Annotated in this window: 16 protein-coding genes; 11 read left to right on the forward strand and 5 right to left on the reverse strand. The window is 65.0% G+C overall.

Going from position 1 to position 14787, the window contains the following annotated elements; genetic code table 11:
• Positions 1-92: 92 nt before the first annotated feature.
• The 5 genes from AC4D1W_RS06550 (at position 93) to AC4D1W_RS06570 (ending at position 3962) form a co-directional block, all read left to right on the forward strand.
• Positions 93-1460 carry a PspC domain-containing protein gene (locus AC4D1W_RS06550; protein ID WP_490898179.1) on the forward strand — a complete coding sequence of 456 codons (1368 nt, stop codon included), beginning with the start codon at positions 93-95 and terminating at the stop codon, positions 1458-1460.
• Entirely contained in the window at positions 1457-1675 is a 219-nt protein-coding gene (locus AC4D1W_RS06555) for a hypothetical protein (protein WP_490889716.1), read from the forward strand. Before AC4D1W_RS06550 ends, AC4D1W_RS06555 begins: the two co-directional genes overlap by 4 nt.
• 64 nt (positions 1676-1739) lie before the next feature.
• Entirely contained in the window at positions 1740-1982 is a 243-nt protein-coding gene (locus AC4D1W_RS06560) for a PspC domain-containing protein (RefSeq protein WP_490889718.1), read from the forward strand.
• A gap of 132 nt (positions 1983-2114) precedes the next feature.
• Entirely contained in the window at positions 2115-3140 is a 1026-nt protein-coding gene (locus AC4D1W_RS06565) for a 6-phosphofructokinase (RefSeq protein WP_490889720.1), read from the forward strand.
• Between the two features lie 84 nt (positions 3141-3224).
• Entirely contained in the window at positions 3225-3962 is a 738-nt protein-coding gene (locus AC4D1W_RS06570) for a GNAT family N-acetyltransferase (protein WP_490889722.1), read from the forward strand.
• On the opposite strand, the gene AC4D1W_RS06575 is transcribed toward AC4D1W_RS06570, so the two are convergent.
• From AC4D1W_RS06575 to AC4D1W_RS06590, 4 genes are all read right to left on the reverse strand, one after another.
• A complete protein-coding gene (locus AC4D1W_RS06575) occupies positions 3959-4360 on the reverse strand; it encodes an ankyrin repeat domain-containing protein (RefSeq protein WP_490889724.1) in 402 nt (133 codons plus the stop codon). The two genes, AC4D1W_RS06570 and AC4D1W_RS06575, sit on opposite strands and share 4 nt — an antisense overlap.
• A complete protein-coding gene (gene ygfZ / locus AC4D1W_RS06580; RefSeq protein WP_490898180.1) occupies positions 4357-5442 on the reverse strand; it encodes a CAF17-like 4Fe-4S cluster assembly/insertion protein YgfZ in 1086 nt (361 codons plus the stop codon). Before ygfZ ends, AC4D1W_RS06575 begins: the two co-directional genes overlap by 4 nt.
• A gap of 63 nt (positions 5443-5505) precedes the next feature.
• Positions 5506-6105 (reverse strand): heme-binding beta-barrel domain-containing protein, encoded by a 600-nt coding sequence (locus AC4D1W_RS06585; RefSeq protein ID WP_490898181.1) that lies wholly within the window; start codon positions 6103-6105, stop codon positions 5506-5508.
• 190 nt (positions 6106-6295) lie between these two features.
• Positions 6296-7030: a hypothetical protein gene (locus AC4D1W_RS06590; RefSeq protein WP_490898182.1), complete on the reverse strand. Its 735-nt coding sequence runs from the start codon at positions 7028-7030 to the stop codon at positions 6296-6298.
• Positions 7031-7280: 250 nt separating this feature from the next.
• Between AC4D1W_RS06590 and AC4D1W_RS06595 the strand changes: the two genes are divergently transcribed.
• Complete coding sequence (locus AC4D1W_RS06595; protein WP_490889732.1) at positions 7281-7985, forward strand: winged helix-turn-helix transcriptional regulator; 705 nt, start codon at positions 7281-7283, stop codon at positions 7983-7985.
• Between the two features lie 175 nt (positions 7986-8160).
• Here the strand turns inward: AC4D1W_RS06595 and AC4D1W_RS06600 are convergent, their stop codons facing one another.
• A complete protein-coding gene (locus AC4D1W_RS06600) occupies positions 8161-8967 on the reverse strand; it encodes an alpha/beta fold hydrolase (protein ID WP_490889734.1) in 807 nt (268 codons plus the stop codon).
• A gap of 138 nt (positions 8968-9105) precedes the next feature.
• Between AC4D1W_RS06600 and mshD the strand changes: the two genes are divergently transcribed.
• The 5 genes from mshD (at position 9106) to AC4D1W_RS06625 (ending at position 14781) form a co-directional block, all read left to right on the forward strand.
• Positions 9106-10095, forward strand: a complete 990-nt coding sequence (gene mshD, locus AC4D1W_RS06605; protein WP_490898183.1) for a mycothiol synthase — start codon at positions 9106-9108, stop codon at positions 10093-10095.
• Positions 10096-10168: 73 nt separating this feature from the next.
• Complete coding sequence (locus AC4D1W_RS06610) at positions 10169-12394, forward strand: RNA degradosome polyphosphate kinase (RefSeq protein ID WP_490889738.1); 2226 nt, start codon at positions 10169-10171, stop codon at positions 12392-12394.
• A 2-nt stretch (positions 12395-12396) separates the two neighbouring features.
• Entirely contained in the window at positions 12397-13359 is a 963-nt protein-coding gene (locus AC4D1W_RS06615; RefSeq protein ID WP_490898225.1) for an NUDIX hydrolase, read from the forward strand.
• Between the two features lie 31 nt (positions 13360-13390).
• Complete coding sequence (locus AC4D1W_RS06620) at positions 13391-14194, forward strand: thymidylate synthase (RefSeq protein WP_490898226.1); 804 nt, start codon at positions 13391-13393, stop codon at positions 14192-14194.
• Positions 14191-14781 (forward strand): dihydrofolate reductase, encoded by a 591-nt coding sequence (locus AC4D1W_RS06625; RefSeq protein WP_490898184.1) that lies wholly within the window; start codon positions 14191-14193, stop codon positions 14779-14781. Before AC4D1W_RS06620 ends, AC4D1W_RS06625 begins: the two co-directional genes overlap by 4 nt.
• Positions 14782-14787 lie beyond the last annotated feature (6 nt).

A 14787-nucleotide genomic window follows, 5' to 3' on the forward strand; every position in this document is an offset into this window, starting at 1 on the left:
TACCTGTTATCAGGGGAATCCCGCCGGAGGTCAGGGGCGGTTCAGGGTCAGCCCCGATGGTTGGAACGGCGGCCCGGGATGAGGATGGAGATATGAACCCGCATCAGGACCCTTCTTCCTCCCCCCGGGACTCCGACGACGCCCCGGATTCCCCGGCCGGCTCTAACCCGGAGGCACCCGGCGGAAGCACGCGCGTTGATCCCGGTGCCGGCGCCGGCTTCTTCGGCTGGGTGCGAAGCCTGAGGATCGTTCGCGGCCAGGACCGCTGGATCGGCGGCGTAGCAACCGGTATCTCGGTGCGCACCGGGCTGGACGTCATCCTTGTCCGCGGCCTCTTCGTGGTCCTCGCGATCTTCGGCGGAATCGGCCTCCTCGCCTACGGACTGGCCTGGGCGCTGCTGCCCGAGCCCGACGGACGCATCCACGCCGAATCGGCTGCGCGCGGCAGCTGGACCTCCGGCATGACCGGCGCCCTGGTGGTATCGCTCCTCGGTCTGTGGCGTCCTGACGCGCCCTTCTTCGGCAACACCGGCGGGTTCGGCGGCTTCGTCTGGAGCCTGTTCTGGATCGGCGTAGCGGTGTTCATTGTCTACTGGATCTCCAACTCCAGCAGGAACAGGATCGACGGCGAAGCCGGCACGCCCCCGGCCGGCACTGCCCCGGCCGGCGCTCCCACCGACGCCTTTTCGCCTGCTACCGCGCCCACCTACCCTTACGCCGGCTATGCCGGTTCCGCCGGTTCCGCCGGTTCCGGAGTACCTTCAGTCAAGACCGCACCCAAACCGGTGGTACCGAGGCCCACGGGAGCCGACGTCGCAATCTTCCTTGGCGGGGCGCTCCTCTGTGCGGCTCTGGTGCTTGTCCTTGACTACGTTGGATTCCTCGACCTCGGCGACAGCGTCATCGCCGTCGCGCTGGCGACCGGCGTCGTCGTACTGGGTATTGGAATCGTCCTGCTCGGCATCCGCGGACGCACCTCCGGGGCTCTGGGGTTCCTGGCGACTGTGGGCATCGTGGCCACGATCATCTCGTCATCCTCCCCGCCAACGGGCAACTGGGTCCTCGCCGACCAGGGCAGGTGGTCCATGACCGCCGCCAGCCCGGCATCGGAGGGCTACACCGTCGTCGTTGGACAGGGCCGGGTGGATCTGACCGGCCTCGGGGACATCACCGAGGACGTCGTCGTTCCCGTCAACGCTGCAGCAGGTAACGTCGGCATCCTCGTTCCGGACGGCATACCGGTTGAAGTGCGCTCCCGGATGGCGCTCAGCTCAACCGAGGTTGTCTCCGCCGACGACACAACGAGCGTCGGCGGTCTCTGGCAGCCCCGCACCCTGCACCTCAATGAGGACGCGGAAGGCCCGCGCATCATCATCGACGTGCGGGGCGTGGTCAGCCATATCACCGTCGCCACTACTGAAGACGCACTTCAGGACACCGAAAGCAGGCAGGAACGATGAGCACCCTCTATCCGAACCAGCACGACGACGACGCCCGGCCCCGCGCCGGCACCATCATCTGGGGAATACTCGCCATTGTCATTGGCCTGCTCGTTCTGGCCGGCGAGCTGACCGGCCTGGTGCTGGACCCCGTGCTCGTGGTCATGGTGCTCCTTGTCGGCACCGGCGTGGCCCTCATAGTGGGCGGAGTCCTCTCAATGAACCGCCGCAACTAAGTGCACACCGGCGGATATCACGCCTTCCCGTGACAACCCTTCACCGATACGAAAGCATGGACCCATGAATCCTTTCTTCAACGCTCTCCGCTCCTCCCCCATCAAGCGCGCACCCGGCGGATGGTTCGGAGGCATCGCTGCGGGAATTGCCCTGAAGTTCGGCTGGCCCGTCGGCCTGGTGAGGATCGGCATCCTGCTCAGCTTCCTGCTGCCCGTGATCGGGCCGCCACTGTATGTAGTGCTTTGGCTGCTGCTCCCCAAAACGGACGGCACAATTGCGCTGGAGAAGCTGGTCTCGAACCGCTGATTGCACGAGCCACGTTCCGCCGCGGGAGACTTCACAAACCTCCGCGGCGGTTCAGTGTGTCTAGAATCATACGTGGCTCAAGGAGGCGCCTGACCAACTCACCCGTCCTCAATTGATTGGAAATCGCCTTACATGAAGATCGGAATCCTCACCAGCGGAGGCGACTGCCCCGGGCTCAACGCGGTCATCCGCGGAGCTGTCCTCAAGGGCATCAAAACTGACGGTCTCGAATTCGTGGGGTTCAGGGACGGTTGGCGGGGCGTTGTTGAAGGCGAAATCATCGATCTTCCCCGTCACATGGTGCGAGGCATCTCCAAGCAGGGCGGCACCATCCTAGGTACGTCGCGCACCAATCCGTTCGATGGCAACGGCGGACCGGACGCAATCAAGGCCACCCTTGACCGGCTTGGTATCGACGCACTGATCGCTATTGGCGGTGAAGGCACCCTCGCGGCTGCAAAGCGCCTCACCGACGCCGGCCTGAAGATCGTGGGCGTACCCAAGACGGTCGATAATGACCTCGACGCCACCGATTACACCTTCGGCTTCGACACGGCAGTGCAGATCGCCACCGAGGCAATCGACCGGCTCCGTACCACGGGTGAGTCCCATTCCCGGTGCATGGTGGCTGAAGTGATGGGTCGTCACGTCGGTTGGATTGCGCTCCACGCCGGCATGGCCTCCGGCGCGCACGCCATCCTTATCCCCGAGCAGCAGACCTCCATCGAACAGGTCTGCGAGTGGGTCACCGACGCCCGCGACCGCGGCCGCGCACCGCTGGTAGTCGTCGCTGAGGGGTTCGTCCCGTCCCACATGGAACAGGCGCACTCCGAGCGCGGTCTGGACACCTTCGGCAGGCCCCGCCTGGGCGGTATCGCCGACCAGCTTGCTCCCGAAATTGAAGCACGCACCGGCATCGAAACCCGTGCCACAATTCTCGGTCACATCCAGCGCGGCGGCGTCCCCTCCGCTTTTGACCGTGTGCTCGCGACCCGCCTGGGTATGGCCGCCGTCGACTCGGTCATCGACGGGCTGTGGGGAACCATGGTCTCCCTCAACGGCACGGAGATTGCACATGTGGGCTTCGAGGCAGCGCTGGGCAACCTCAAGCGCGTCCCGCAGCACCGCTACGACGAAGCGGCCATCCTCTTCGGTTAAGCCAAGCCATCCTCTTCCGTTGCGCACTGTTCAGGCGGGCCCCGTCAGTTCAGGCGGCTCACGCGATCGCGCTAACGTTGCTGTATGAATCTCGAGATGAATCTCGAACCCGGCACCATTTCGATCATCCAGCTGGCCTGGTCCAGGCTGCTGGGGTTCGACGACGGCGCCATGGCCGGCGGTCCTGACCGCATCTACCGCGAGGACAACACTGCACCGCTGCTTACCTTCGTCTCGCTCTTCGGGAAGGAAGCGTTGGTAGGGCCCACCTGGGCCCTGGATGCGGCCAAGGGGTTGTCGGGGGCAGAGCTGGCACAGCACTCAACGCTGTTGTCCATGAGCCGCCGGCACGGCGGGCGAGGGCTCGGCGAAGCTAACCTGTACTTCTGCGACACCCTGCCGTCCTTCCCGGACGACGGGCCGCCCGTCAGCAGCGACCCCGAACACGCCGTTGCGCTGGAGCGGCTCTGCCCGCCGGACGATGTTGCCGAGGTGGGATTGAGCGGTATGGAGCACACCTGTGTGCTCGTGGACGAGTCCCATGATCCGTTGCTCCTACTCGCCGGCGCCGGCTACGACATCTGGGAGGGCATCCTCGCGCACCTCGGGGTGCTCACGGCACCAGCCGAACGGCGCCGGGGATACGCGTCCTACGCTGCGTCGATCGCGGTGGAGGAATCGATGGCTGCCGGGCTCATCCCGCAGTGGCGTGCGCGCACGGACAACATAGCCTCACATCGGACGGCCATCAGCACGGGATTCATCCACGCCGGGAGCCAGACCTCCGTCGTGTTGGAAGGCGACCCCGGGCAGCAGCGTTAGTCGAAGAGCTCCAGCATCTCCGGCCGGCCGAACATGCCGGCCGCAGCGCGAGCCGACGGCGTTCCGGCGTCGGCATCCGCTCCTGCACCCAGCAGGGTGGCAACGACGTCGGTGTACCCCTTGAAGACTGCTCCCGCGAGAGGGGTCTGACCGCGGTCGTTCGCCGAGTCTGCGTCGGCTCCGCGGGCCAGCAGGTCGGCAACCACGGACGCGTGACCGTTGTAGGCAGCGAGCATCACAAGGCTGTCCCCGGCGGCGTTGGTCAGGGTCGCCGGCACACCTGCGTCGAGGTACTTGCGCAGTGTTGCACCGTCGCCTTCCCGCGCTGCGTCCAGAAGTCGGTGAGCCAGGGCGATCGCTGCGTCTGCTGAGGAATCCGGGGTTTCCTGATCGGTCATGCTCTGCCGCCTTTCAGCAGTCCTGTGGGACGGCCCACAACCTGGCCGGCGTCCGTGGCAACGATCAGTTCCTGGGCGGCGGCGTAATGTTCATCGCCGTCAACCACCTCCAGGGTGGCAGCCGGGTCCACGCTGCGCTTGATGACCGCAAGGCCTACAGCGCCCATCTCGTAATGCTGACCGACGGAGGTCAGGGTACCCACCGTACGTCCACCAACAACGACGCCGCTTCCCCGTTCCGGCAGCGTGTGCTGGCTGCCGTCCAGCTGGAGAAAGACGAGCCGACGCGGCGGGTGTCCGAGATTGTGGACCCGGGCGACGGTTTCCTGGCCTTTGTAGCAGCCCTTCGTCAAGTGGACTGCCGTGCGCAGGAGGTCAAGCTCGTGCGGGATGGTGCGCTCATCGGTCTCTATGCCGAGGCGCGGCCGCCAGGCCGCAATGCGCAGGGCTTCGGCCGCCATCATGCCCGCCAGCTGGAGCCCATCCACGGCTTCTGCGAGATCGGTGCGGGGAACCAGGTACTCCTGCCAGGGCCGCTCAGCACCCGGGTGTGTCTCCTCCGAGACAACGCTGTAGGAGTACCCGCCCGAGCGGACGTGGGGCCAGGAATCAATCCAGGTGATGTTGCCGCTGAAGCGCTCGACCGGCTTCACTGAACCGATCGTTGCCCAGTCGGAAGTTACGTCCATAATCTCGACGCGCAGCATGAACTTCATGCGATCCAGCCACTGCGCAAGCGGAGCGGCTTCCCAGCCCTCGGTCAGAAGCCAGGTGGTTGCACCGTCGTCGACTACCTTGGGGCTGAACTCGATGCGGCCCTGCACAGTGAGCAGGAGCGTCTCGGTGGATTCACCCGGAGCCAGGTCCAGCAGCAGCTGCGACGAGAGGGTGTTGAGCCAGCTCAACCGGTCAGGGCCCGAGACGGTAACGACGCCGCGGTGAGAGAGATCGACGACGGCCTCCCCTCGGGCGAGCGAACGCTGTTCGCGGAGGGGATCGCCGTAGTGTGCTGCCACGCCCTCATCGGGTGCTCCGGCAGCCACGGCGCCGGGCATGGAAAGAAGCGGGCTTGAGAAGGTCATACCGTTAGCAACGTCCTTCGATGGGAGGGGTATTCCGGGAGCGACACTGACCGTCCCGAAGAATCAGGAAGTCTTCCGGAGGATCGCGGACGCATGCGGCTCCAGCGAATTGCCGTCCGCAGCAATGTCCCAGCGCCAGTAGAGGTCCCCGTTGACCAGCCCGAACAGCCGGGTGGCAGCGGAGTAGTCCTTGGAGTGCTGCCCGCGCATCACGAGGTCGGTGGTGAGCTGGATCTGCGGGCCCTTGATGCTTCCGTAGTACAGCTCCGCGATCCCACCCGGGTGGACGATGGTGGCTGTGATGTCGAAGCCGCCCGCTTCATTACGGAATTGTTCAACTTCGTCGGCGCTCTTCAACGCGGGCACGATGTCGGCCGGCGACAGACCGGGGCCTACGTCGGCGTCGTTCAGTTTTCGGTCCAGCGCCCAGAAGCCGGTCTCAACCGACAGCGGGCGCAGGGTGTTTCCTTCTTCATCCGTCAGCCAGCTCTCAGCCGTGTACTGCACATAGGGCAGTCCGTGCTGCGTGAAGGTGGCACGCTGGAAGAAGTGTTCGGAATCCGCGTTGCCCTCGCCCAGCCTGCCGGAGCCCTCCCAGGTGCCCAGCAACCAGGACAGGGGAACGAGCTCGGGCGTCAGGTCTGTGGGGATCTCAAACGACATGGATCAGCGTGGGTTACTTCTGGCCCTTGTACAGGCGTGCAATGACGAGTGCAGCGAAACCGGCCATGCCCAGCCCCGCGACGACCAGCAGCGAGATGAAGAAGATTTCCAGCGCAAGTAGTGACATGTTTCCATCCTAACGCCGTGTTTCCTTTGCCCGCGCCACTATGAAGGGCGTGTGGGCAGGGCCTCAACTCAGCAGGAGGCGCTCAAGGAAGTACACGAGCGATCCGATGCCCAGGATCGGAGCCACTCCAACTGCGAGGACCGCCGCAGTGTCCAGGGGCTCCTCCCGGCTGATCAAGAGGCGCCGGGCAGCCATGACGACGGCGCCGCACACCGCACCGATGATTCCCGCGGCCAGCCCCTCCACGTCGGTGAATATCAACGCGCACAACGGACCGGCGAGCGCCGCGAGGACAACGCCGAGCGGCCCGACCATCCGGTCCGGCCATGGGAGCAGGGCTGCAGCGATCGCGACCAGAACGCTGATTCCCGTGACGAGCGTGACGCCGGACGTCCCTGCGTTGATGCCGAGGTTTTCCGTCGCAATCCAGCCTGCACCAAGGGCGATGATCAGAACGCCGGAACTGGCCCCCAGCGTCGATTCGAGGCGGAGGCTTTGACCTGTACCGCGGAGGAGTTGAATGAGAAAGACGGCACCGAGACCAAGCGCCACCGCAACCGGCAGCCAGATGAGCGCAGCTCCGGAGGGAGACAGGTACGCAGCGGCGCAGGCGGCGAGCGCACTGACCGCGATGGCGGCGGACTGGCTCTTGCGTGCCGGAACACCCAAAAGGTAAGGCCACCCGATCGACGCCACCAGGATAAGAACGGCGACGACGACGGCGCTCACCTCCAATGACACGTAGGAGGCGCCGACGATAGCGATCAGAGCGACCGCCCCGACAAGTGCCGCCATCATTATTCTCACCCCTGCAATACTGCCCTACCCATGTGGGAGGCGTCGAAAGCGGCAGTCCGTATGCGGCGTACGCCCTTGTCCGATCGATGTCCGAACAGCGTGGTGGCCGTGGAATGTTACGGAGTGCAAGGAATCACACCGGTATACTGAACGGAATCCGCTGCGGGCCCGCCGGAACAACCCACTGCCCGCGGCACCCGGCCACCGTTGCGCCCGCCCGATGATGCGCGTCCCAATCCCTGGAGGACACATGCCGCACATCCTGATGCTGACGAACAGCCCGGGCTCGTCCGTGGAGATCCTCCCTGCACTGGAGTTGCTCAACCACAAGGTGCACATCCTCCCTGCAGAGCCCACCGCCCTGCTTGAAACTGAACCGTCCGACGTCGTCATCATCGATGCGCGCAAGGACCTCGTGGGAGCCCGTTCACTGACCCAGCTGCTGCGGGCCACCGGACTGAGCGCCCCTATCATGCTGGTCCTCACCGAAGGTGGGATGGCAGCTGTCGCCGCGAACTGGCTGGCCGACGACGTGGTCCTCGACTCCGCCGGCCCCGCAGAGGTCGAGGCGCGGCTGCGACTCGTGATTTCGCGGGCCAACACCGCGGCCGAGGAGGTGTCGAGCGAGATCCATGCCTCCGGCGTCGTCATCGATGAAGCGAGCTACACCGCGCGGGTGGGCGGCGAACCGATGAACCTCACGTACAAGGAATTCGAGCTGCTGAAGTACCTTGCGCAGCACCCCGGCCGGGTCTTCACCCGGGACCAGCTCCTGCACGAGGTGTGGGGTTATGACTACTACGGAGGCACGCGGACCGTCGACGTCCATGTGCGTCGTTTGCGGGCCAAGCTCGGCGCCGACCACGAGCAGCTGATCGGCACCGTGCGGAATGTGGGCTACCGGTTCACGCTGAGCCGGCAACCGGATGACTCCACCGTCAACCAGCAGGCATAAACAAAGACTCCCCCACCGCGTCGCGGAGAGGGAGTCTCTTTTTGTTCGTGGAGGACATACGGGTCGAACGTATCGAGGGTGCCCCACTGGCACATCCCCCCAGTTGCTCTCTTTCGAGCGCTTGAAAAGCCTAACGCATTGCCGTCGATGCCGCCAAAACCTGTCCTGACTGCGGTCAGGACAGATCGGTGACGAAGTTGGCGAGGTCATCGACAACCCGGTCGGGTTGCTCGAGATGGACGCCGTGACCCGCACCTGGATACACGATCAGCCTGGCGTCGCGGATGCCATTGACAATGATGTCCTGGTCGCGGCGCGGGACGAACGGGTCGTGGTCACCCCAGATCAGAAGCGTCGGCGCGGTGATTCGGTCCAGTAGTGCGGTGGGATCGGCGCTCATCAGCCCGAGCAGGGTGTCCTTCCAGACCCGGGCCGGGGCCATCAGGCTCTCCTCGACCATGGTTTCGAGGAGTTCCTCGGGCATGTGCCCGGGGGTGGTGGCTCGCACGAAGTCCTCGACGAACGCACGGTCAAGCGGGTCCTCGAGGAGCGCGATGGTCTGTTCCATTTCGGTGACGCCGGGCTTGCCGGCCAGGCTTGCCGGGGTGCTGATGAGCACCAGACCGGACACCCGGTCGGGTCTGTCGCCGGCCAGGGTTTCAGCGACCAGTCCCCCGCTGGAGGCACCCACCAGGACCGCCCGGCCAATCCCGACCGAGTCCATGAAGCAGACAAGGTCGGCGGCGAAGTCAGCGGGCCGGTAACCGTCGCGAGGCTTGTCGGCGTTGCCGTGGCCGCGTTGAGTCGGAGCGTATCCGTGGATGAACGGCGGCAGGCGTTCGAGGACGGTTTGCAGATACCGCCATGACTCCACCCACGCGTGCACGAACACCACGGCGATGCCGTCCGGATCCCCGACCTCTGCGTAAGGAAGTCTCAGCTGGCTGGTCACGGCCGTGGTCTTCACTGCAACACCCGTCATGGCCGCCTTCCTTCCGGAGACTGTCGGCCCTCCAACGCTGTGGATGAAGAAACCTGCGTCCATTGTCACCGGGAGGCCGGTGGCCTGTCATCCCTCATTTCGCCCGCGTCGGGAGCCTCGCACACTACGCTTAGTCCCATGACGGATGAAGTATCCACCTGGCCCATCCTCACCATCAGCGGCGCTCCGCGCGCTGAGGTGCTGGAGGACATTGTCGGCCTCGCCCGCGCCGCTGAGGATGCGGACGGCAACCCGCCCCTCTCCGAACAGACAATGGTGAACCTGCGTGCTTCCCAGGAGCACCCGGACTCCCTGCTGGTTTTCGCGACCTATGCCAGTGATGGTGTCAGCGCCGGTGACGCTGATGAGGAGCTGGCCGGTGTCGCCGTCGTCAGCCTTCCCCGCGCGGGGGGCCAACCGGGGGTGCTGGAACTCGTGGTCCGGCCCATCTACCGAAACCAGGGCGTCGGCACAAGCCTGGTGCGCGCGCTGCAGGACCATCAGTTGCCGGAACTGCGGGCGTGGTCGCACGGCAACCACGCCGCCGCCGTCGAACTTGCCGGCAAAGCAGGGTTCACACCCGTACGCGAACTGTGGCGGATGCGGCAGACACGCGCCGCGCTCGAAGCGACGGTGCCCGACGCCGTCATCCCGGACGGGGTCCGCCTGCGTGCTTTCGAACCCGGCCGTGACGAACAAGCGTGGCTCGAGGCCAACGCCGCGGCTTTCGCGCACCACCCTGAGCAGGGCGCCATGACGCTCGAGGATCTGCAGGCGCGCATGGCTGAGGACTGGTTTGACCCGAAGGGCCTGATACTCGCGGTCCCTGATTCGGATGACCAGCTGCTCGGCTTCCACTGGACCAAAGTGCACCCACGCAGCGGCAAGCACCCCGCCATCGGCGAGGTCTATGTAGTGGGTGTGACCCCCTCCGCGCAGGGCATGGGACTCGGCAAGGCGCTCACGATCGCCGGGATCGAACATCTGCATTCTCTCGGACTGCAGGCCATCATGCTGTACGTTGACGCCGACAACACCGCCGCCGTGGCTCTCTACCGCTCCCTGGGCTTCACGCGATGGGACGTCGATGTCATGTACGCGCCGGGCAACCAGGCGGACAACTTGTAAGGTTGGAAAGGGGCCTGAACCCGCCATCCCACGGCAGGTAAGCGTGCCCGCCAGAAACACCAAAGGAGACACTATGGAAGCCGAAACCGCCGCCCGGATCCCGGCACGGTATGGATCGTCGGAGGTGGCTCCAGCCCGCGCAACTCAGGACCGCATCGACATCCCTGATTTCGCGCCGAGCCTCCTGCCCTCAGGCGAGATTTCCCCGGACCGTTTCCTGGATCGCGAGCTGAGCTGGCTGCATTTCAACGCCCGAGTACTGGATCTCGCCGAAGATCCGGACCTGGCCCTGCTTGAACGGGTCAATTTCCTCTCGATCTTCGCCTCCAACCTGGACGAGTTCTTCATGGTCCGGGTTGCCGGCCTGAAACGCCGAATCGCAACCGGACTGGCCGTGCCTTCCGCCGCCGGGCTGAGCCCCATCGAGCAGCTCGAGACGATCATGACCGGGGGGTTGGCACTCCAACGACGGCACGCCACGGTGTTCTCAAATCACATCCGGCCCGCACTCGCCGGCGAGAACATCCACCTCACCACGTGGGACCAGCTTGATTCCGCGACGCAGGCAGAACTGAACAAGCTGTTCGCGGAGAAGGTCTTCCCGATCCTGACACCGCTCGCGGTCGATCCTGCCCACCCTTTTCCATACATCTCCGGCCTTTCGCTGAACCTCGCCGTCGTCGTGCGTAATCCGGTGAGCGACAAGGAACTGTTCGCACGTGTGAAGGTGCCTGACCAGCTGCCGCGGCTTGTCTCAGTGGACGGCCCGCGCGCGGGGAACGTGGCCGGCCGGACCGCCCGCTTCATTCCCCTGGAAGAGGTCATCGCCGTCCATCTGGACCAGCTGTTCCCCGGAATGGAAGTCCTTGAGCACCACACTTTCCGCGTTACCCGCAATGAAGACCTTGAGGTGGAAGAGGACGACGCCGAGAACCTCCTGCAGGCGCTCGAAAAGGAACTCCTCCGGCGCCGGTTCGGTCCCCCGGTCCGGCTGGAAGTAACCACGGACATCAACCCCAGCATCCGGGCGCTGCTCTCGCGGGAGCTCGGGGTGGAGGAGGCAGAGGTCTATGACCTCCCGGCTCCGCTGGACCTGCGCGGGCTCACCGTAATTGCCGGCATCGACCGCGGCGACCTGCACTATCCGAAGCATGTGGCGCACACCAGCCGTGACCTCAACGAGAGCGAAACCTCGAAGGCTGCGAACGTCTTCGCTGCCATGCGGCGCCGGGACATCCTCCTGCACCACCCATATGATTCCTTCTCCACCTCGGTTCAGGCGTTCCTCGAGCAGGCCGCGGTGGATCCGAAGGTCCAGGCGATCAAGCAGACCCTGTACCGCACCTCAGGTGACTCCCCCATCGTCGATGCGCTCATTGATGCAGCGGAGGCGGGCAAGCAGGTGTTGGCCCTCGTCGAGATCAAGGCCCGCTTCGACGAGCAGGCCAACATCTCCTGGGCGCGGAAGCTGGAACAGGCCGGCGTTCATGTCGTGTACGGCATCGTGGGCCTGAAGACCCACTGCAAGCTCTCCCTCGTGGTTCGCCAGGAGATCGACGGACTTCGCCGCTACTGCCACATCGGCACCGGCAACTACCACCCGCGCACCGCACGCTACTACGAGGATTTGGGCTTGCTGACCGCCAATCACCAGGTGGGCGAGGACCTCTCGAGGCTGTTCAACCAGCTCTCCGGGTACGCCCCCAAGTCAACGTTCAAGCGTCTTCTCGTGGCGCCGCGGTCCGTCCGCTCGGGCCTGATCGAACGTATCGAGCAGGAGATCGCAAACAGTCAGGCCGGGCTGGAAGCACGGGTCGTCATCAAGGTGAACTCGATCGTTGACGAAGCGCTCATCGACTCCCTGTACCGGGCGTCTCAGGCCGGTGTGCGGGTCGATGTAATTGTTCGCGGGATCTGTTCGGTGCGCCCGGGTGTCCCCGGTCTCAGCGAGAACATCACCGTCCGCTCCGTCCTGGGCAGGTTCCTTGAACACTCCCGGGTCTTCGCCTTCGCCAACGCGGGCGATCCCGCCGTGTACATCGGCTCGGCCGACATGATGCACCGCAACCTCGACCGCCGCGTGGAGGCCCTTGTCCAGCTGTCCTCGCCCGAGCACATTACGTACCTGATCTCGCTCATGGACCGGTACCTCGACAGTGGTACCGCGAGCTGGCACCTGGACAGTGACGGAGAGTGGATCCGCCATCACAAGGACGACGACGGCAACCCGCTGAGCGACGTGCAGTCGTGGCTGCTGGCCTCCCGATCCCGCAGCCGTCTGCGGCCTGCCCGCCGGTGATCGTGCAGCCCGACACGACGGTCGATAGCAGGAGGGGCGAGCACGGTGCCGCCGTCGTCGCTGCCGGTGCGCTGTGCTGGCGCAAGCGTTCCGGCGCGCTGGAAGTTCTGCTCATCCACCGGCCCCGCTACGACGACTGGTCCTGGCCGAAGGGCAAGATCGACGCCGGTGAGACCACCCCCGAGTGCGCAGTACGCGAGGTCCGTGAGGAAATCGGCATCACGGTCAAGCTCGGCGTCCCGCTGCCGACCATCGAGTACCAGGTGTCGTCCGGTCTCAAGGTTGTGCATTACTGGGCGGCGAAAGCAGAGGGCATAACGCCCAAACCCGATGGCAAGGAAGTCGACGATTTCCTCTGGTGTTCGGCCGAACGCGCCGCTGAGCTGCTCAGCAACCCCTCCGACCGGGAGCCGCTCGACGCTCTGGTCGAAGCCTGCGCTGAGGACAACCTGGATACCTGGCCCCTGATCGTAGTCCGCCACGCGAAGGCCAAGCCGCGGTCCTCCTGGACGCGCGCCGAAGGTGAGCGTCCGCTCGCGGCGTCCGGACGGCGTCAAGCCCTGGCGGTGAGCCGCCTGCTGCAGGCATGGTCACCTGACCGGATAGTCAGCAGCCCTTGGGACCGGTGCGTGCAGACGATCATGCCGTACGTGAAACGCTCGAACGCGAAGCTGAAGCTCGTTGACGCCCTTACGGAACACGATGCCGCCCGGAAGCCGGGACGGGCAAGCAGCACGGTCGACAAGCTTTTTGACCGCCGCGTCCCGGTAGCCGTGTGCAGTCACCGGCCGGTCCTGCCGCTGATACTTGATGTGCTCCGCGCGCACATGCCTACCCGCCTCGGGAAGATGCTGCCGGTGTCTGACCCCTACCTCGCCCCCGGTGAAGCGATTATCTGCCAGGTGAGCTCCAGAAAGTCCGGGCAGGTCGTCTCGGTCGAGCAGTTCCGCGCCTATGACGACTGAAGCCGGCACCCTTAGACTGAGTGCCGTGACTATCCCGGTTCCCACGCCCTACGAAGACCTGCTCCGCGACGTCCTAGCCAACGGCACGCCGAAATCGGACCGGACCGGAACCGGAACCCGCAGCGTCTTCGGACGGCAGCTGCGGTTCGACCTCGCGGAGTCGTTCCCCCTCATCACCACCAAGCGGGTGCACTTCAAATCGGTTGCCCTGGAGTTGCTCTGGTTCCTCCGCGGCGACTCGAATGTCCGCTGGCTGCAGGAACGCGGGGTGCGGATCTGGAATGAGTGGGCTGATGACGACGGTGAGCTGGGCCCCGTCTACGGAGTGCAGTGGCGTTCTTGGCCCACGCCCGACGGCGGCCACATTGATCAGATTGAGCGCGTGATCGAGGGTTTGAAGGCCAACCCTGATTCCCGGCGGCACATTGTCTCAGCCTGGAACGTCGCCGAGATCGAGAACATGGCGCTGCCGCCCTGCCACGCTTTCTTCCAGTTCTATGTTGCGGACGGCAAGCTCTCCTGCCAGCTGTACCAGCGCTCCGCAGACACATTTCTCGGCGTACCGTTCAATATTGCGTCCTACGCTTTGCTCACCCTCATGGTGGCGCAGCAGGTGGGACTCGAGCCCGGGGAGTTCGTGTGGACGGGCGGTGACGTGCACATCTACGACAGCCACCTGGAGCAGGTTACGGAACAGCTCTCACGCGAGCCCTACCCCCACCCCACGCTGCGCCTGAACCGGAAGCCCGAGACCATCTTCGACTACGAGCTTGAGGACTTCACGGTGGAGAACTACCAGCACCATCCCACCATCAAGGCGCCGATCTCCGTATGAGCGAAACCATGAACCTGACCGCGTCGGTCGGGACACCCCTGGTCGGGATGATCTGGGCACAGACAATCGACGGCGTCATCGGCCGGGACGGCAGTATGCCGTGGCACCTGCCCGAGGATCTTGCGCACTTCAAGCGCACCACCGAGGGACATCCCGTCATCATGGGGCGGCGCACGTGGGAGTCCTTCCCCGAGAAGTACCGTCCGCTGCCCGGCCGCACCAACATCGTGGTAAGCAGGCAGAATCTGGATCCTGTCGACTACCCGGGTGCCGTCGTCGTCGGCTCGCTGGCGGAAGCATTCAGCCAGGCGCGCCGTAGCGAGGGTGCTGACGAAATCTGGATCATCGGCGGTGGCCAGGTCTATGCCGAGGCGGTGTCGAATGCCAATGCCGTGGTTGTGACGGTGATCGAGACCTCAGTTGAGGGCGACACCTACGCGCCCGTACTGGCGAACTCATGGAACCTCACGAGGGTTGAGCCGTCCGAGGGCTGGTACACGGCGCAGAACGGCACGCGCTTCCGGATCAGCCTGTGGACTCACCCCGAAGCTGATGGGCTCGACGTCACGCAGAAAGTAACGCACTGAGGGAGT

Source organism: Arthrobacter sp. TJ-170, assembly GCF_058269305.1.